The 19,017-nt window shown below is 59.8% G+C and carries 13 protein-coding genes and 2 pseudogenes; 12 read left to right on the top strand and 3 right to left on the bottom strand.

Features of this window, described 5'->3' with window-relative positions:
* Positions 1–74: 74 nt before the first annotated feature.
* Positions 75–716 (bottom strand): substrate-binding domain-containing protein, encoded by a 642-nt coding sequence (locus AC13EY_RS10670; protein ID WP_034079873.1) that lies wholly within the window; start codon positions 714–716, stop codon positions 75–77.
* A 106-nt stretch (positions 717–822) separates the two neighbouring features.
* Between AC13EY_RS10670 and AC13EY_RS10665 the strand changes: the two genes are divergently transcribed.
* Positions 823–1,143, top strand: a complete 321-nt coding sequence (locus tag AC13EY_RS10665) for a helix-turn-helix domain-containing protein (protein WP_012206013.1) — start codon at positions 823–825, stop codon at positions 1,141–1,143.
* 37 nt (positions 1,144–1,180) lie between these two features.
* Here AC13EY_RS10665 and AC13EY_RS10660 read toward each other — a convergent pair whose 3' ends face one another.
* Positions 1,181–2,071, bottom strand: a complete 891-nt coding sequence (locus AC13EY_RS10660; RefSeq protein WP_482876476.1) for a LysR family transcriptional regulator — start codon at positions 2,069–2,071, stop codon at positions 1,181–1,183.
* Between the two features lie 278 nt (positions 2,072–2,349).
* On the opposite strand from AC13EY_RS10660, the gene AC13EY_RS10655 reads away from it, so the two are divergent.
* On the top strand, positions 2,350–3,258 hold the full coding sequence (locus tag AC13EY_RS10655; RefSeq protein ID WP_014596073.1) for a WYL domain-containing transcriptional regulator: 909 nt from the start codon (positions 2,350–2,352) through the stop codon (positions 3,256–3,258).
* 338 nt (positions 3,259–3,596) lie between these two features.
* Entirely contained in the window at positions 3,597–4,955 is a 1,359-nt protein-coding gene (locus AC13EY_RS10650) for a DEAD/DEAH box helicase (protein WP_014596074.1), read from the top strand.
* Between the two features lie 92 nt (positions 4,956–5,047).
* On the opposite strand, the pseudogene AC13EY_RS10645 reads toward AC13EY_RS10650, so the two are convergent.
* A pseudogene (locus tag AC13EY_RS10645) lies at positions 5,048–6,307 on the bottom strand (Tn3 family transposase); the annotation flags it as partial.
* Here AC13EY_RS10645 and AC13EY_RS10640 point away from each other — a divergent pair.
* The 9 genes and pseudogenes from AC13EY_RS10640 to AC13EY_RS10600 all read left to right on the top strand — a co-directional run.
* A pseudogene (locus AC13EY_RS10640) lies at positions 6,303–6,548 on the top strand (DUF3363 domain-containing protein); the annotation flags it as partial. The pseudogenes AC13EY_RS10645 and AC13EY_RS10640 overlap by 5 nt on opposite strands.
* Positions 6,549–7,045: 497 nt before the next feature.
* A complete protein-coding gene (locus AC13EY_RS10635) occupies positions 7,046–8,284 on the top strand; it encodes a TolC family protein (protein ID WP_228247314.1) in 1,239 nt (412 codons plus the stop codon).
* Positions 8,285–8,294: 10 nt separating this feature from the next.
* Positions 8,295–9,503: an efflux RND transporter periplasmic adaptor subunit gene (locus tag AC13EY_RS10630; RefSeq protein ID WP_040113352.1), complete on the top strand. Its 1,209-nt coding sequence runs from the start codon at positions 8,295–8,297 to the stop codon at positions 9,501–9,503.
* A gap of 10 nt (positions 9,504–9,513) precedes the next feature.
* Entirely contained in the window at positions 9,514–12,738 is a 3,225-nt protein-coding gene (locus tag AC13EY_RS10625; protein ID WP_228247316.1) for an efflux RND transporter permease subunit, read from the top strand.
* On the top strand, positions 12,735–13,166 hold the full coding sequence (locus AC13EY_RS10620; RefSeq protein ID WP_080558857.1) for a GtrA family protein: 432 nt from the start codon (positions 12,735–12,737) through the stop codon (positions 13,164–13,166). Before AC13EY_RS10625 ends, AC13EY_RS10620 begins: the two co-directional genes overlap by 4 nt.
* On the top strand, positions 13,163–14,152 hold the full coding sequence (locus AC13EY_RS10615; protein WP_482876477.1) for a glycosyltransferase family 2 protein: 990 nt from the start codon (positions 13,163–13,165) through the stop codon (positions 14,150–14,152). Before AC13EY_RS10620 ends, AC13EY_RS10615 begins: the two co-directional genes overlap by 4 nt.
* The gene (locus AC13EY_RS10610; RefSeq protein WP_240787210.1) at positions 14,149–15,639 is read left to right on the top strand and encodes an ArnT family glycosyltransferase; all 1,491 of its coding nucleotides are present in this window, start codon (positions 14,149–14,151) and stop codon (positions 15,637–15,639) included. The genes AC13EY_RS10615 and AC13EY_RS10610 overlap by 4 nt, the downstream gene beginning before the upstream one ends.
* Entirely contained in the window at positions 15,636–18,101 is a 2,466-nt protein-coding gene (locus AC13EY_RS10605) for a heavy metal translocating P-type ATPase (protein ID WP_482876479.1), read from the top strand. The genes AC13EY_RS10610 and AC13EY_RS10605 overlap by 4 nt, the downstream gene beginning before the upstream one ends.
* 33 nt (positions 18,102–18,134) lie before the next feature.
* A complete protein-coding gene (locus tag AC13EY_RS10600) occupies positions 18,135–18,959 on the top strand; it encodes a LysR family transcriptional regulator (protein WP_233048229.1) in 825 nt (274 codons plus the stop codon).
* Positions 18,960–19,017: the final 58 nt, after the last annotated feature.

Here is a 19,017-nt window from a genome sequence, read left to right as displayed (position 1 = left end):
TTACCACCTCGGCCCTCTTGATGAAAGGCGTACATCCACCGCCGTCTGCTGGCGGCTACCGACAGCCACTGCGATCAGGAAGTGACCGATTTTGCGATCTGCAGTGCCCTTCGCTCGAATCGCTCGGAAACAGAGTTCGCTTGTCCCTGGGGTCTATGCAGGTGCGTCACGATCTCGTAGGGGCCGTCGTCCAGCGCTCGCATGCTGATTCCCCATCCATGGGCGTGCTTGATGCGCGATTGCGCGGATAGCCCGACACCGTAGCCGGCAGAAACCCATAGCGCCATCAGCTCGAAGGAAGTCACGTACTGAAGATTTTGCTGGTCAGCAGGCAGGTGCGAGAGCAGCCGATGATCCAGCAGTGAACACGTCTCAGCCCGCCAGCGAAAGATCGGGTAGTCCTGTAGATCGGCGATGGTGAGCGATGCCTGATCCAGCAAGGGAAACCGCAGCGGCATCGCAACGGCCATGTGCTCAATCCACAAGGGCTGGGTTTGGATGGCCGGATCGCTCGACCCTTGAAGCGACAGCCCTACGTCATAGCGGCCTTCACGGAGTCCATCAAGCAACTCGTCACCAGCAACCTCAAAGAACGCGATGCTGACCTCGGGTTCTTCGGCACGTTGCAGCGCGAGTAGCACCGAAAGCTGCGATGACGATACGCCTGGCGCTATCGCAAGCCTGAGGTGGGCGGGTTGGCTGGTGAGGTTGTCCATGGAGAACCCACAGAAGAGACGAAGCGGGTCAAGGGAAAACCAGCATCATAGTAAAGAGAGAACTTTAACGTCTATATGTTTAACGTGGTTAATTTAAGAGGTTTGTTTGACGCTTCTGTCGATGCAGAAGCTTACTATTCAGCCAGGTCGTCCACCTGGCACACCCACCTATGAATCCGAACCAGCATTAGCTTTCGGGCGGGCCGTGCGTGCCGCTCGCGTCGCGCAAGGCGTCGCTCAAGACGACTTTGCATTTCAGGCTGGAATATCGCGTTCGCACATGGGCAAGATCGAGCGCGGGGAGCATGTGCCTACGCTTCCCCTGATACTGAAAATTGCTACCGCGCTCGGGATCAGCGCCAGCGAGTTGATGGCGGCGACTGAAAAAAACCTCAACTCTGGCAGTGAGCTGCAAGGCTCGCCATAAGCGGCCGCGAACTTCAGTTACGGCCCTTGCCGCCGCATCAATCGCCCGAGTGCTCGCGCAGGCGCGCAATGAACCGCTCCGCCGACACCGGCAAATCCTCGCTGACGGGCCGCAGCAAGTAGGTTGTGATGACTGCGGAATCCATGGCCAGGGGGCGGATCACCACATCGGGGCGCAGGCTCGCCGCGATCCTGGTTGCCCTGATGAAGCCAACGCCGTAGCCTGCACCGACCAGGGTGAGCATCATGTCCAGCGAGGACACGTGCTCGGCGATGTCGGGATCACGCTCCAGCGGTCGCAGGAGCCGCGCCAGTTCACGGTAGTAGCCTTCGTATACCTGTGGGTCGCATAAGACCAGTGGGTAGCTCGCAAGCTGATGCAGCGGAACGGCCTTGTGTGAAAGCAAGGGGTGCCGGGCGGGCACCGCGACCACCAGCGAGTCGTGCCAGAGTGGCTCGGTCAGGATGTCATCGCCGACCTCCGACGTGTGCGCAAACCCGATCGAGAAGTCGCCCGAGCGCAACCCGCGCAACTGCTCGGCCAGCGGCACTTCGGACAGGCGAATCTCGATCTCCGGCTCCTCCTCGCGGCAGCGGGCCAGGAGGGCCGACAGCCGGGGATCGATTGCGCCGTCGGACACTGCAATGCGAAGGCTTCCGCTCAGGCCCGCCGCGACCGCCTGAGCGTTCTCCTGAGCCTGCTTCAGCGCGGCGAACACCCTGCGCACGTCTTGCAGGAAAGTTGCGCCCGCCTCGGTAAGCACCGTACCTCGGCGGTTGCGCACGAAGAGCACCACGCCCAGATCGCCCTCAAGCTCCTTGATGGCGCGGGACAAGGGTGGCTGTTCGATATGAAGGCGCTCGGCGGCCCGTGTGAAGTGCAGCTCCTCTGCGAGAGCCACAAAGCAGCGAAGGTGTCGCAGTTCCATGGGCCATGCTCCTGTTCCATATCAAGGATCTATTCGCACCAGTTTTCGTCCGCGATGGCCTGCTGGATGCACCCCATTCCACGCCGTTCCTGGTGCGCTCCGCTGGGCTGATTGCCTACTCGTCCACGTCAGATCACTCATTTGCGCCTCAAAAAATGGTTATCATAATGCAGCGCACTAGCAAACCAGCTTGGATTTATAGACGTCTTTTCAAGCAGCTCATATACTTTCTGCAGAAATCTGCATAAGCATTCGCTAACCCGAACGAGCCAACCAAGATGCCCCACGAACAGCTTGCCGATCTAACCCAGCCACAGCGTGACCGGCTCGCGTTCGTGGAGTTGCGCGTGCGCTTCATTGGGGAGATGCGCCGCCAGGACTTGGTCGCGCGGTTTGGTATCCAGTCCGCTGCTGCGTCCAGGGACCTGGCGCTGTACAAGGAAATCGCCCCCGGCAACATCGACTACGACGGCAAAGGCAAGTTCTACGTCCTCGGCCCGAGCTTCCAGCCGATCTTCGATTTCCCGCCCGAGCGGGTGTTGTCGTGGCTGACGCAGGGTTTTGGCGACGGTGAACCGATGCGCATCAAAGCCTGGGTGGCCAGCGAGAGCCCGTCCCGGCTCACCCACCCTGACCTGGACATCCTGGCGAGCGTGACTCGTGCCATCCACTACGAATGCCCGATGGGGATCGAGTACCACTCCATCTCCAGTGGCCGCACCGTGCGGGAGATCGTCCCGTTCGCGCTGATCGACAACGGCCTGCGTTGGCACGTCCGCGCCTTCGACCGCAAATCGCAGGAATTCCGGGATTTCGTCATCACCCGGATCAAGCGTCCCGTGGTGCGCAAGGGGCAGCTCGTGGCGCCCCACGAGATGAGCGATCAGGACATTCAATGGACACGGATCGTCGAACTTGAGCTGGTTCCTCACCCGGATCAGCCCCGGCCAGAAATCACTGAAATGGACTACGGCATGCGAGGCGGCGTGTTGCACATGAAACTGCGTGCCGCCACCGCCGGATACATCCTGCGCAAATGGAGTGTGGACTGCTCCCCCGACCATAGCCTGCGCGGCCCTGAGTACCGGCTTTGGTTGAAGGACCACCTCGCCATCTACGGCGTGCGCAATGCAGTGCTGGCGCCGGGGTATGCATCGCCGAGTGCAGAAACGTCGATTGCTGACTGAACGGAAACGACCATGAAGCTGATCCAAAACACCGGAACACAGCGCGTCATCGACTTGATGCAGCCCCACCTCAAGCACGGAACCGACTCGACTGTGTAACGCCTTCGTTCTCTCTCTACGCCTTTGCAGAAATCCGGGAGGCGTTGTCTGCTCTGGATCGAGTTCAATTGATCGTGCCTCCTGACAACGAGGCACTTGAACTCTTGGGTACGGAGAGCGACCGCGCTGCACGCAATCGTCTGCAGGCACGCTGGTTGGCCAATCAATGCGCGAAATGGATCACAGAGAAAGTGGCGCTTCGGCGGGCATCAAAAGGGGTGCCACAGGGAGCTGCCGTTATGCGCGGGCCGGACGGGGCTCCTGCGCAAGTGATTCTGGGTTCTTTTGCCTTCAACACGTCTGGCCTTGGCCTGACGCCGGGCAACCCTCTGAACCTGATTCAGGCATCAGAAACGGTCGACGAAGCCGCGCAGCTCGCCCAATGGTTTGATCACCAGTGGGCAGGCTTGCATGGTGCTGATGCCACCGACTCCAAAGGCCAGCGCAACGAGAGCGAGTCCATCCTTGAAGCACTGCAGGCGCTGGGTGAGCACCGCGATCCCTTCACCATCTACACCTTGATGCTGCACCGCCTGTTTCAGGACAGCGGTGACGAGATGGACGAGGAGCGCATCGTCAAGTCCGCCACCGGCATCCGCAATACCGTGGTGTGGAAAAAGCTCTTCAAGTTCCAGCGCGACGGTGTGGTGGGTGCCATCGACAAGCTGAACCGCTTTGGCGGCTGCATCATCGCCGACAGCGTGGGTCTGGGCAAAACCTTCGGAGCCCTGGCCATCATCAAGTATCACGAACTGCGCAACGACCGCGTGCTGGTGCTGGCGCCCAAGCGCCTGCGCGACAACTGGACGCTCTACAAGGCCAACAACAAGCGCAACATCCTTGCGGCTGATCGGTTCAACTACGACGTGCTCAACCACACCGACCTGTCGCGCGATGGCGGGGTGTCTGGTGACATCGACCTGTCACATGTGAACTGGGGCAACTACGACCTGGTAGTGATCGACGAGTCGCACAACTTCCGCAACAAGGCCACACACAAGGGCAAGGAATCGCGCTACGACCGCCTGATGCGACGCATCATCCGCGAAGGCGTCAAGACCCGCGTGCTCATGCTCTCGGCCACGCCGGTCAACAACCGTCTGGCCGACCTGCGCAACCAGATTGCCTTTGTCACCGAAGGCGATGACGCCGCTCTGCTGGAGCATGGCATCGCCAGTATCGAGGCCACGACCCGCAAGGCGCAGGCGCAATTCAATCGCTGGCTGGCGTTGGACGAAGCTGAAAAGACCCCCAGCCAGTTGGTGGAAATGCTGGGGTTTGACTACTTCACCCTGTTGGATCATCTCACCATTGCCCGCTCCAGGCGGCATGTGGAGAAGTACTACGGCACCAGCGAGACCGGCCGCTTCCCCGACCGACTGCCGCCCATCAACATCAAGGCCGACGTGGACCTTGCGGGCGAATTCCGTGCCATCCGCGACATCAATCAGGAAATCCGCCGACTCACGCTCGCCAGCTACGCGCCGCTGCGCTATGTGCTGCCCCACAAGCAGGCCGCCTACGACGCCAAGTACAGCACCCAGGTGCGTGGCGGCGAAAGTTGCTTCCGTCAGGCGGATCGGGGTATACGGATTTAATGGTTGATGGGGCACCTTCACCCCATCAATCTGATACCACCCTCAGATGGTTGATAGATGGGGTCGCCTCAGAAAACGGAAAATAAAGCACGCTAAGCCGGTTGCAGCGGTCGTAGCGGCCTGAACTTGCCCGCGCCGATCTTGGCGCTGCTGCGCCAGAGGTAATCGCCGGTGAGGTTGATGTGCTCCCAACCGAGCGGCGACAGGTACTGCAACAGCGCGTCATCAACGGCATGGCCGTTGCCACGCAGCGCGTGCGCAGCCCGTTCCAGATAGACCGTGTTCCACAACACGACGGCAGCCGTTACCAGATTGAGGCCGCTAGCCCGGTAGCGCTGCTGCTCGAAACTGCGGTCGCGGATTTCACCCAGGCGGTTGAAAAACACGGCACGGGCCAGTGCGTTGCGCGCCTCGCCCTTGTTCAGCCCGGCATGCACGCGGCGGCGCAGCTCGACGCTTTGCAGCCAGTCCAGGATGAACAGCGTGCGCTCGATGCGCCCCAACTCGCGCAGGGCGACGGCCAGGCCGTTCTGGCGTGGGTAGCTGCCGAGCTTTCGGAGCATCAGGGAGGCCGTCACCGTGCCCTGCTTGATCGAGGTGGCCAGCCGCAGGATTTCGTCCCAATGGGCGCGGACGTGCTTGATGTTGAGCGTGCCGCCGATCATGGGTTTCAGCGCGTCATAGGCGGCGTCGCCCTTCGGGATGTAGAGCTTGGTGTCGCCCAGGTCGCGGATGCGCGGCGCGAAGCGGAAGCCCAGGAGGTGCATCAGGGCGAAGACGTGATCGGTGAAGCCCGCCGTGTCGGTGTAATGCTCCTCGATCCGCAAGTCGGACTCGTGGTACAGCAGGCCGTCGAGCACGTAGGTCGAATCGCGCACGCCGACGTTCACGACCTTGGTGTGAAATGGCGCGTACTGGTCAGAAATGTGGGTGTAGAACGTCCGCCCTGGGCTGCTCCCGTATTTCGGGTTGATGTGGCCGGTGCTCTCGGCCTTGCTGCCCGTGCGGAAGTTCTGGCCGTCCGACGATGATGTGGTGCCGTCGCCCCAATGCTCGGCGAAGGGATGCCGGAACTGCGCGTTGACCAGATCGGCCAGCGCTGCCCCGTAGGTTTCGTCGCGGATGTGCCAGGCTTGCAGCCAAGCCAGCTTGGCGTAGGTCGTGCCGGGGCAGGACTCCGCCATCTTGGTCAGGCCCAGGTTGATCGCGTCGGCCAGGATCGTGGTCAGCAACAGATTCTTGTCCTTGGCCAGGTCGCCCGATTTCAGGTGCGTGAAGTGCCGGGTGAAGCCCGTCCATTCGTCCACCTCCAGTAGTAGTTCGGTGATCTTGACGTGCGGCAGGATCATCGCCGCTGAAACCGGCCTGGAGCCCCATACAGTCAGTGACGGCGAGCGCGTCAGCGGCGTCTACCGTCGCAGCGTGATGCTGGCCAGCGGGCGTTTTGCGATGCTCGATGATGGCAAGGGTTTCAGCCTGGTGCCCTGGAAGGCGGTGATTGAGCAACGGCTAGGTAGCACCCTCGCAGCGACTGTCCGTGCGGGACATGTGACCTGGGAAATCGGGAGGCAACGTGGCCCCACAGTTTCATAAGGCGAGTCGGTCCCCTCGGTACGGTGGCGATGCTGGGCGCTGAAATGTGTTGCCGCTTTTCCCCGGTTCTTGGTAACATGACGAAATTATGCATACTTTTATCAGACATAGGCTCATGGTGGTGGCGTTGCTGCTTGCAACGTTCGTTGCCATATCTGTGGCTGACATGTTTCTGTGTGCATCCGAGAGCGTAGATGCTCACTATGTCATGGCGGATTCTCACGATGAGAGTGTGGATAGCCAGAGCAATGGTTCCGACTCAGACAGTGGTCATGACGCCTGTAGCCATGGGCATTGTCACCATATCTACGCTCACATTCCCCCGGGCACGGCCCCCAAAACCGAGTCCCTCAATTCGGCGCATCAGTGGCCAGCCAGTGATGCCCTTGCGTCTCGCACTCCTGACGGGTTGATGCGCCCACCCAAAGCCTGACGACTCCCGGCTGCACCCTTCGTGCGGCCGTTTCGTCAACTCATTCAGCTTTGGGAGTTTCCTCATGTTCACGTCGTTCAGTCGACCGCAGTGGGCGGTTGGCTTTGCTGTGGCTGTTACAGCGGTCTTATTCGCATTACCTTCTCGGGCCGAGCCGGCTCCGCCCTATGAAGCATTGATCGAGAGCCTCGATCGCATCCCCATCACGGTTGAAGCGGAGGCGTTGCTCGACGCTGCCAATGCGCGCGCGCAACAGGCGCGGGCTTTGCCCAATCCCTCTGTCTCCGTGGAAACCGAAAACGTTTACGGTCGCGGTCCCTTTTCCGGCTACGACGCTGCGGAATCAACATTCTCCATCAATCAGCCATTGGAGCTGTGGGGCCAGCGAGGCGCACGTATCGGTGCCGCACAGGCGGAAGCTAAGGTCGCGGCGCTGCGGCGTGATCAAACACAGTGGACGGTCGCTGGCAGTCTTGCGCTGATCTATTCCGAAGCGGAAGCGGCTTCCCTGCAATATGAACTGGCTGTCGAGGCGCTGGAACTGACGGAAGCGGACGCGAACGCAGTCATGCTGCTGATCGAAGAAGGTCGGGAACCCTCACTGCGCGGCATCCAGGCGAACAGCGAAGTTGAATCTGCCCGTGCTGCAGTGGACGAAGCGCGGGCAAACCGCGATGCCGCATTTGCCAGACTGACTGCTGCCGCGATGCTGGTCCAGCCAGTGACCGCCATCGAACCCAGTCTATTGAACCGCTCCCCTGATGCCTCCTTTCAGGCCATGGGCAATCCTCTCACCGTTCAGATTGCCGAGGCAGAACTGGAGGCCGCGAGTAAATCGGTGAGTGTCGAGCGGTTGCGTGCGCGTCCTGCGGTAAGCGCGTCGCTTGGTGTGCGGAGGTTCCAGGAATACGACACGGAGGCATTCACCTTCGGCATCAATGTATCTCTCCCCTTGTTCGACAGAAACAAGGGCGCGATCAGTGCTGCCCGTGCAGAGGAACGTGCCGCAGCAGCCAGGTTGACCACGGCAAAGCTGCAAACCCAGGCGAATCGCAGTGCTGCCCAAGCCCGTCTTGATGCGTCCATTACCCGCATACGTGCTGCCGACAAAGGCGTTGCTTCGGCGGAGGAAGCCTACCAACTCGCGCGTGCGGGGTTCGACGCCGGGCGTATCTCGCAACTGGAGCTGCGCAGTATCCGATCGGCTCTGATCAGTGCACGTAATACGGCCGTCAATGCGCGGTTAGCGCGCGTCCGCGCGGAAGTTGAACTCGCAGGCCTTGATGACCGCGCTCCATTCTGAGGAAGCATTCATGAACTCAACCAAAAACCGGCTCCTCATTGGAGCAGCTTTACTGATCGCCCTAGGGCTTGGCTTCGGCGTCGCCCAATTCGTGCCGCATGCGGAGCATGAAGCGCAGGCCGAGGATGGTGATCATGCCTTTCATGACGAGGGTCATGAAGAAGATGGAGGACACGATGACCACGACGAACACGAGGGAGAGTCGACAGAAGAAGGTGTCGTCGCACTGACGGAACAGCAGATCAAGGCGTCGGGCATCGGTATCGTCAACGTCAGCCGTGGCGGAGGGAATGAATATCGACTGTCAGGCCGCGTTGAACCGGCGGTTGACGCCAAGGCCATTGTCGCCGCGGTCACCAGCGGCCGGGTTGAACAGATTCTCGTTGCTACCGGTGCCTCAGTAGAGGTGGGCCAATCGCTGGCGATCATCGTCAGCGGCGAAGCCGCCACATTGCGTGCCAACGCCGATGCCGCGGTGGCAGAGGCGGAGGCAGCGCGACTTGTCTATCAACGGGACCTGAATCTCGTTGCGCAAGGCATCGTCGCCCGCCAGGAGATGGAGGCATCCCGGGCACGGTCTCTTGCCGCCGACGCAGCGGCGAGGGCAGCGCAGGCGCAAGTCGCCGCCAGTGGATCACCTGATACCTCGGGGCGGCTCACCATCAACAGCCCGATTGCCGGCATCGTCAGCGCCGTGAATATCACCCCCGGTGGGGTTGTGGCGGCCGGCGGCGCTGTGGCGGAAATCGCAGACCCGGCCCGGGTGGAACTGGTGTTCAACGCGCCTCCGGCGCTGGCATCTGCAGTCACCACGGAAACCCGCATCCAAGTGACGGGAACATCCCGCAACTTTGACGCTGTCGTGGTCGGCGTTGCCGCCAATGCCCGCGAACAAAGTGGTGCAACGGTTATCCGAGCGCGATCAACTGCCGGCGATCTGCCGCCAGCCGGTTCACCGATAACGGCCATTGTCGTGACGGACACACAGGAAGCCGGACTCACCGTACCTGCCGATGCCGTGCAAACGGTGGAAGGGCAATCCGTCGTATTCGTGGTTGAGGACAGCGGCTTTCGCGCTACGCCGGTGCTTGTCGGTCGGCGTGCGGGTGGGTTCATTGAAATCCTCAATGGCCTGTCCGGTAATGAACGCATTGCTGGCACCAATGCCTTTCTGTTGAAAGCCGAACTCGCCAAGGGCGAGGCCGAGCACGGTCACTGAGGCGAAGCCCATGTTCAAAATGATTATTGAGAAATCAGTTCAGTTTCGCTGGGCTGTGGTGTTCGCCGCGACGCTCGTCATGGCCTACGGGTTGTTTCAGCTCAGCAGGCTTCCCATCGATGCCGTTCCGGACATTACCAATCGTCAGGTGCAGATCAATACCGTCGCACCTGCGCTGGCGCCCGCGCAAATCGAGCGCCAAGTGACCTATCCGCTCGAAACCGCACTCGCCGGGATACCGGGGTTGACCAGCACGCGCTCCATATCGCGCAATGGGTTTTCACAGGTCACCGCCATCTTCACTGACCAGACCGACATTTACTTCGCGCGTCAGCAAGTGGGCGAGCGCATGCGTGAGGTAGAGGAAGATCTGCCGGAAGGGGTGACACCGATGATGTCACCTGTCACTACGGGACTCGGCGAAGTCCTGATGTGGACGGTGGATTTCACCCCATTCGACCCGGATAAAACCGCTTCCCCCGGCGAGCCAGGCTGGCAGGCGAACGAAATCTATCTGACGCCGGAAGGCGAGCGGCTCACGACGGCCGAAGAGCGCGCCACCTACCTCAGAACGGTCCAGGACTGGATCATCGCGCCGCTGATGCGCTCAGCACCAGGGCTTGCCGGCGTCGATACGATCGGAGGTTACGTCAAGGAGTACGCGGTCAGGCCCAACGCCGAGCAACTGGCGGCCTATGGGCTTGGGCTTGGCGATCTCGTGCTAGCACTTGAACGCTCCAACATTCAGGCAGGCGCAGGTTTCATTCAGCGTGCGGGTGAAGGTTTGATCGTCCGTGCCGATGCGCTCGCGCTAACCGTTGACGATCTGGCGCAGGCGCCGATCACCCGGCGCGACGGCCTCGTCATCCGCGTCGCCGATGTGGCGAGCGTAGGTTTGGGCCGCGCACCGCGCTTGGGCGCGGCGACGCGCAATGGTCACGAAGCGGTACTCGGCACAGCCTTGATGATCGCCGGCGGCAACAGCCGCACGGTCGCACAGGCAGCAGCGGAGCGCCTTGTCGAAGTCAACCGCTCGCTGCCGCCAGACATTGTCGCCGAGCCTGTACTGAACCGCAGCGAACTGGTCAATGCAACGATCAAGACGGTGGCGAAGAATTTGACCGAAGGCGCATTGCTGGTCATCGCCGTGCTGTTCTTGCTGCTGGGCAACCTACGTGCGGCCGCCATCACCGCACTGATCATCCCATTGTCCTTTCTGTTCGCGGTCATCGGCATGAACCGCTTCGGGATCAGCGGCAACCTGATGAGTCTTGGCGCACTCGATTTCGGCATTCTTGTCGATGGTGCCGTGATCGTGATCGAAGCAACCTTGCTCATGCTCGGTCAGAGACGTGCCGAACTGGGTCGCGTCCTGTCGCCGGTCGAGCGGTTGAACGTGGCCGCTCAGGCTGCGCGCAAGATGGTTCGCCCAGCCGCATTCGGTCAGGTCATCATCCTGCTGGTATTTGCCCCCATCCTCACCCTGGAGGGCGTGGAAGGTAAGACCTTCCAGCCCATGGCGGCAACGCTCATGCTGGCGCTGGTCGGCGCATTCATTTTTTCGTTCACCTTCGTACCGGCAATGGCCGCCCTGTTCGTGCGTGAGCCCAAAATGCAGGGTGACGAGCATGGCCGTTCGGATGATGGCGAGCACGAAACCCGTCTTATCCGCTTCGTGCGTGCCAAGGTTGAACCGGTCATTCGCCGAGTGGTGATGCGGCCGCGAGCGGTATTCGCCGGTGCTGTTCTCATGCTGGCGATCGGATTGACGGCTTTCGTTTCATTGGGACGAGAGTTCATGCCGACGCTCGATGAAGGCAACCTGGCCATGCAGGCGCTGCGGGTGCCTTCGACTTCCCTGGAGCAATCGCTGTCGATGCAGCTTGCCTTGGAGAGGGCTTTGGCGAATGAGCCGGAAGTCAAAACCATCTTCTCGCGCACGGGCACCGCCGAAGCGGCCATCGACCCGATGCCCACCAACATTTCGGACAGTGTCATCGTGCTCCATCCCCGCGCCGAGTGGCCGGATGGATCACTGGACAAGGAAGCACTGATCCAGCGCTTCGAATCGCTGGTGAGTGATCAGATCGGTAACGCATTCGAATTCAGTCAACCCATCGAACTGCGTTTCAACGAACTGATTTCAGGCGTGAGGACCGACCTGGCTGTCATGGTTTTTGGTGACGACTTCGACATCCTGCAGAGAACGGCGGATCAGATCGCGCTCAAGCTACGCGGCATCCCGGGGGCTGCGGACGTGCGTGTGGAGCAGGTCTCTGGACTGCCTACGCTCACGGTCCAGATCGATCACGCGGCCGCAGCCCAGTATGGATTGAGCGCCGCCGATGTCAGTGAGGCCGTGGCCACCGGTATCGGTGGAACATCCGCTGGCAAGATCTTCGAGGGCGACCGCCGCTTCGACGTCGTGATTCGGCTGGAAGAAGTCGCCCGAAATGATCCTGCGCAACTGGCGGCCCTGCCCATCGTTGCAGCTGATGGCACCGTGGTGCCTTTGTCGTCGGTGGCGCGTATCGACGTACGCGAAGGGCCCAACCAGATCAGTCGCAACAATGGCAGTCGCCGCATCGTGGTGCAGTCCAATGTACGCGGTCGGGATCTGGGTGGGTTCGTGCAGGAGGCTCAGACCGCCGTGGCAGATGTGCCGCTTCCCGCAGGTGTCTATCTGACCTGGGGCGGCCAGTTCGAGAATCTGCAGCGTGCCGAGGCGCGCTTGATGATGGTGGTTCCGGTCGTGTTTCTGCTGATCGGAAGTCTGCTGTACATGGCGTTGGGCACCATCCGTGAAGCCGCGCTTGTCTTTGTCTGCGTGCCCTTGGCTTTGGTGGGTGGCGCATTGGCACTGCTGCTGCGTGGTATGCCGTTCTCCGTATCGGCAGCCGTGGGCTTCATCGCGGTGTCGGGTGTGGCCACGCTCAATGGCTTGGTGCTGATGCAGGCGATTCGTGAGCGTCTGACGGCTGGTGACCTGCCTCTGGAGGCCGCTGCCGCTGGCGCGTCGAGCCGCCTTCGCGCCGTGCTGACGACGGCACTGGTGGCCATCGTCGGCTTCATCCCCATGGCGATAGCGACAGGGTCCGGGGCCGAAGTACAGAAGCCGCTCGCCACCGTCGTTATCGGGGGATTGATCACCGCCACCGTGTTGACCTTGATGGTGCTGCCCACCTTCGCTGCTCGTGCGGTGAAGCCGGAAGAAACGGGGAGCGGCAGAGCATGACGAGCAAACTACATCCGGTTTCTTATCCCGCTCAAACATCAAGATGTCGAGAAGGCTGGCAACGACTCTGGTCCAGATTTCCTCATTTTCTGGTGGCGGGCGGAATTTCCACAGCCGTGCATTGGAGCGCGATGTCGGGCCTGATGGCCTGGGATATCCCCGCCTTATGGGCAAGTTCCGTGGGCGCTGCGGCCGGAGCGTTAACGAACTACTGGCTGCAGAAAGGCTATGTGTTTCGTTGCGTCAAGTCGCATGAACGTGTCGTGCTCCTCTATTTGGCATCCGTGGTCGGTTCTTGGGTCGCTAACCTGATACTGCTCGGGATTTTGTATCAATGGGCCGGAGTAAACATCGCCTACGCTCAGCTGATGACGACCTCGCTGGTTTGCCTGATGAACTTTCAGGTTCAGAGGAGGGTTTTCTCGTGAACCTTTCTCGTCTTCCATCGAACGGCCCCGTCCTATCCGTTGTCATTCCGGTCTTCAATGAGAAGCCCGTTCTTCCCCGCTTGTACGAGCGACTGCATAAGGCCCTCGACTCACTGGATTTCCAGTACGAGATCGTCTTTGTCGATGATGGCAGTACTGACGACAGCCATAGGTACCTTGCCGGGTTGGCCTACACCTATCCGTGGGTTCGTTTGGTAAAGCTCAGTCGGAATTTTGGCAAGGAGGCCGCGACAACAGCCGGCCTGGACCATGCGCTAGGGCACGCCGTGATCATCATGGACGCCGACCTTCAGGATCCACCTGAACTCATTCCGCTCATGGTTGAGGCTTGGCGCAGCGGGATGGATATCGTCCTGATGCGGCGTCGTTCCAGGAATGGGGAAGGTGCCCTGAAACGCTTCTGTGCCTACATGTTCTATCGACTGCTATGTCGATTGAGCGATGTGACCATTCCCGAGGATGTTGGCGATTTCAGGCTGATGAGTCGTCGCGCCATTGACGCCCTGGGGCGCCTGCGCGAAAGAAACCGCTACATGAAAGGACTATTCGCCTGGATCGGTTTGCCAACGAAGATCATATCGTTCGACCGAGACCCCCGCGCTGCCGGAGACAGTAAATGGAATTTCGTTGGACTGATGCGTCTGGCAATGGAGGGGCTCACTTCCTTTTCAGTGTCTCCACTTCGCTGCGTGACCTTTCTGGGCTTGCTGACCGCATTGGGAAGCGCCATGTACGGTGCGTTGATCGTCGCCAAAACACTGATCATCGGGTCGGACGTTTCCGGATATCCCTCGCTTATGGCGGTGATGACTTTTATCGGTGGTATCCAGCTGCTTTCGATCGGCTTGGTTGGTGAGTATGTAGGGCGTATTTATCTGGAATCAAAGCAGCGTCCGATTTACTTGGTCGAGGAGGTCTGTGAATTACCACATGATGATGCAGCTCTGTCGAGGAGAGAGGAATGATGAGCCATCCATGGTACGAACGCCGTTTTATATGGTTGTTCTTTCTTATACTTGCGCTACAACTTTTCGGTATGGTGTTGATCCCGTTTTCGGGAACATCTGAACCTCGGTACGCCGAAATTGCCAGAATGATGGCGGAAAGTGGCGACTGGATAACACCTTGGTTCGAGCCTGGCGTGCCTTTCTGGGGAAAGCCGCCTCTCTCTTTCTGGGTACAGGCGCTATCAATTCGATTGTTTGGTCTGGATGAATGGGCCGTACGCTTTCCCTCATTGCTAGCATTTCTCGCCATCCTTGCAGTCATCCACACAGTGGCTCGCAGGTATGCGGGCCTACGAGCAGCGTTTTGGGCGGTTATCGTTTACGCATCCTGTGCGTTGCCCTACATAGCCGGTATTGCAGTTCTGACAGATCCCTTCTTGGCACTGGGTACCACACTCTGCATGGCTGGATTTGTGTTGGGTCAATGGTATTGGCGAGCTTTGGGATTCGTAGGCTTGGCAATCGGTCTTCTCGCCAAAGGGCCATTGGCTGGTGTGCTTGTGGTGGGATCGATCGCCACAGGCTGGCTCATCTGCCGCCAATGTCAGTGGTCTCGTATTTCTGGAAAGTCCTGGCTCTGTGGAATAGCGCTTGTTATAGCGCTGGTCCTCCCGTGGTATGTGCTGGCTGAGCTAAAAACACCGGGCTTCCTTAACTATTTCCTGCTCGGCGAGCATGTTCTGCGTTACCTCGATCCAGGTTGGCAGGGTGACCTCTACGGGACGGCACATATACGGCCCTATGGCAGCATCTGGGCTTTTTGGCTCGTGGCGACCTTTCCATGGGGGATCCTAGCGTTCGCAGCTCTGTTGTTCGTAGCAGGCAGCCGTGGCGGTCGTCAGTTATTGAGAAGGGCCCTGGCTGACCCTTTCACCGCGTACCTGCTGGGATGGTCGGTTTTCGCATTATTACTTTTCACTTTTGCCAGCAATCTGCTATGGACCTATGTATTGCCCGCTATCCCAGCGTTTTCGATTCTGATGGGGAGGGCGTTGTCTGCCTGGCAAGAGGGACAACTGAAGTCGTTTTCAGTGCCCCCTCGATATGTGACTGCAACACTCGCTTCGCTGGTGCCAACCGTGACGCTGGTTGCGTCGCTGACAGCCGTGCTGCAGCCGAATCTGATCAATACCGAAAGAGAATTAGTGCGATACGTGCAGGATGCGTCCGGCGCGAATGCCAATTTTTGGTACATCGATAGCAGGCCGTTTTCCGCACGCTACTACTCAAGGGGGATGGCAGAGCTGGTGTCCATCGAGCAAGTGAGTGCTCGACTGAGGCACATGAACGGCGATGTCTATATGGCAGTTACCAAAAGACAATTCGATCAAATACAGCACCGACTACCGTCTTCCAGCCAGAGGGCGAACATAGAGAGCAAGAAATATGTCCTTGTCAGAATTCCCGGAGGCAGTGGAAAAATGCGATTGGGAGAGAAGCCATGACAAAAAAACTACAGATCGATCTTCCCATTCTGCTGCCAGATATTGCGCACGATGCTGACGCCTGTGTACAGCGTCTTCTCGTTGAGTTGCGAGCACAACAGGGGGTGGAAAACGTTCATATCCGCAGCGGCACCAACAATCAGACGCATGAGGTATGCATTCATTATGCCTCCGACGAGCTATCGCTCGCGCGTATCCGCGAACTCGTTGAAGCTGCCGGTGCACGCATTACCCAGCAATACGGCCATCTGATCTGGCAGGTCGAGGGTGTCACACACCAGCGGCTTGCGCGCACCTTGACCAAACGACTTCTCTCCATGCCAGGCGTATTGGAAGCAGAAGTCAGTATTGGGGGTGTGGTGCGAGTGGAATTAGATAGGGAAAGAATCTCAGAGAATGACATTCGTGACGCGCTCGCGGAAGTTGGTGTCAACCGAAAGCCCAAAGCCCTTCCGCATGAAAGGGGCAGCGATCAACACCCGGAGGGTGACGGGGATGCTCACCGTCACGCCGGTATCTTTGGCGAAAACAGTGAACTGATATTCTCCCTGCTGTGCGGAGGACTTCTTGCCACCGGCTTCGCGTTGGACAAGTGGGCGCCCGTCACAGATTGGTTCGCCGTCGCCAACTATCTCGGTGCCTACTTCTTTGGTGGTTTCTATACCGTCAGAGAAGCGGTTCAGAACCTGAAGCTCAAACGCTTCGAGATCGACACGCTGATGCTGGTCGCCGCCGCTGGTGCGGCAGCGCTCGGTGCTTGGGCCGAAGGCGCCCTGCTGTTGTTCCTGTTCAGCCTGGGCCATTCGCTGGAGCACTACGCCATGGGCCGGGCCAAGCGGGCGATTGAAGCCCTGGCCGAACTCGCGCCGGAGACCGCCCGTGTCCGCCGCGACGGCGAGGTCAGGGAAATAGGCGTGCAGGAACTGGTTCTGGGTGACTTGGTGCTCGTGCGGCCCAACGAACGTTTGCCAGCCGACGGTTTCGTGGTGTCCGGCGAAACCAGCATCAACCAGGCCCCGGTCACTGGAGAAAGCGTGCCCGTCGATAAACGCCCGGTTCCCGACCCGGCGCAGGCCAATATCCGGCCTGATCTTTTGGACGCGGCGCATCGCGTGTTTGCCGGCACCATTAACGGTGCCGGCGCGATAGACATCGCCGTGACCAAACTTGCCTCGGAAAGCGCGCTGGCCCGCGTGGTCAAAATGGTCAGCGAAGCCGAGACGCGGCAATCTCCCACGCAGCGACTCACTGACCGCTTCGAACGCGTCTTCGTGCCGGCCGTACTGGCTACATCCTTCCTGCTCTTGTTCGCCTGGGTTGTAGTAGACGAGCCGTTCCGGGACAGTTTCTACCGCGCCATGGCCGTACTGGTAGCGGCCAGCCCGTGTGCGCTCGCCATAGCAACGCCGAGCGCCATCTTGTCTGGCGTCGCGCGCGCTGCTCGTGGCGGTGTACTGATAAAAGGTGGAGCCCCGCTTGAGAAGCTCGGTTCGCTTGATGCCCTGGCCTTCGACAAGACCGGCACCTTGACCGAAGGACGGCCACGTATCACCGATGTCCTGCCAGCACCGGGCGTCAACGAGACCGAGCTACTGGCCACGGCAGTTGCCGTCGAAGCGCTGAGCGATCATCCCTTGGCGCGGGCCATCGCACAGGATGGCGTGGAGCGCCTTGGCAGCACGACGCTTCCCGTTGCATCCGGGCTTCGTAGCCTCACCGGCAAAGGGGTGATCGCCGAGATCGAGGGACATGCCGTGGAAATCGGCAAGGCGGAAATGTTCGGCAGCGACAGGATACCCGCCTTGACGGAGCCGGTCGCCGAGGCGGTCGAACGGCTCCGCATCGAGGGGCGCACCACCATGGCGGTACGCCGCGCAGGTCGTGATCTCGGGGTCATCGGTTTGATGGATACGCCACGCGCAACGGCGCGGCCGGCGCTCGAACGCCTGCGTGCCATCGGTATCAATCGCATGATCATGATTTCTGGCGACAACCAACGCGTCGCCGATGCCGTCGCCAAGCACGTTGGCTTGGACGAGGCATGGGGTGATCTGATGCCGGAGGACAAGGTAGAGGCCATCAAAAAGCTGCGCGACACCACTGAGGTCGCGATGGTGGGAGATGGTGTGAATGATGCGCCCGCCATGGCCCATGCGACAGTCGGCATCGCCATGGGGGCGGCCGGCTCGGACGTGGCGTTGGAGACTGCCGACGTTGCCTTGATGGCGGACGATCTTTCGCACCTGCCGTTTGCGGTCGAACTCAGTCGACGCACCCGGAAGATCATCCGCCAGAACCTCTTCATCAGTCTTGGCGTTGTGGCGATTCTGGTCCCGGCAACGATTCTCGGTCTGGGAATTGGTCCCGCCGTCGCAGCCCATGAAGGTTCAACTTTGGTAGTAGTGTTCAACGCACTTCGGTTGCTCGCCTATAAAGAGCGTGAATATAAACCTGAAGGTTAAGAAAGGAGGTGTTGATTGAGTTGGTGCTAAAAAATGGACTTGCGTCATCTTCGATGTTTCATCGCCGTTGCTGAGGAGCTTCACTTCGCTCGTGCAGCCGAGCGGCTACACATTGAGCAGTCCCCGCTTTCACGCGCCATCAAGGAGCTGGAGGAAGATCTGGGTGTTCGCCTTTTCGACCGAACAACGCGCAGTACGCGATTGACCCGTGCAGGCCAGGTATTTCTGGAGCATGTTCCGCGCGTATTTTCTGCTCTTGAACAGGCAAGCAACAGTATCAGAGCTGTTGCCGCTGGCTATCAGGACCAACTGCGAGTTGCCTTGTCCGACGGGATCACCCCGCCACGCTTGAGCGCCTTGCTTGCCCAGTGTCGACAGGACGATCCAGATATCGAGATCCGCCTGTTCGAGATTCCGCTATCGCAGCAAATCCGGGGGTTGAACGACGAACTATACGATGTCGGCTTCGCGCAGTCGGCCGACGTTGGAGATGGCATTGTGGCCGAAGCGGCATGGAGCGATCCACTGGTGGTTGTAATGCCGGCACGGCACCCTCTGCTGGTTCATAAACGCATTCCATTGGACGAAGTGCTGCGCTATCCACTTGTGATGTGTGATCCGCAGTCCTGTGAGGGCTATGGGCTGTCCAACATCAAGCTCTTCTCCCGTGTGAAAATCAACATCCAGAAACCCTCAGGCGACCGCACCCCCGATCTGCTCTACGCGCTGCGCCTGTACCTCACTGGTGACGATGGTGCGAACGCTATTCACATATCTAGCAGCCTGTTGAAATTCGCCGCGATGATTACGTCCACTGCTTCTGGCAGCAGCGGTCGCGCTCGTTTACTTCCCGTTTAGGGCGCCAATCGATGGAAATAGCCCGATTTGGCGTGCTCCAGGCGCACCTTCCCCGTCA

The sequence above is a fragment of the Halopseudomonas sp. L-58 genome, from assembly GCF_056859475.1.
The sequence above is the reverse complement of the archived record's forward strand: the minus strand, read 5'-3'. Positions and strand labels throughout refer to the sequence as shown.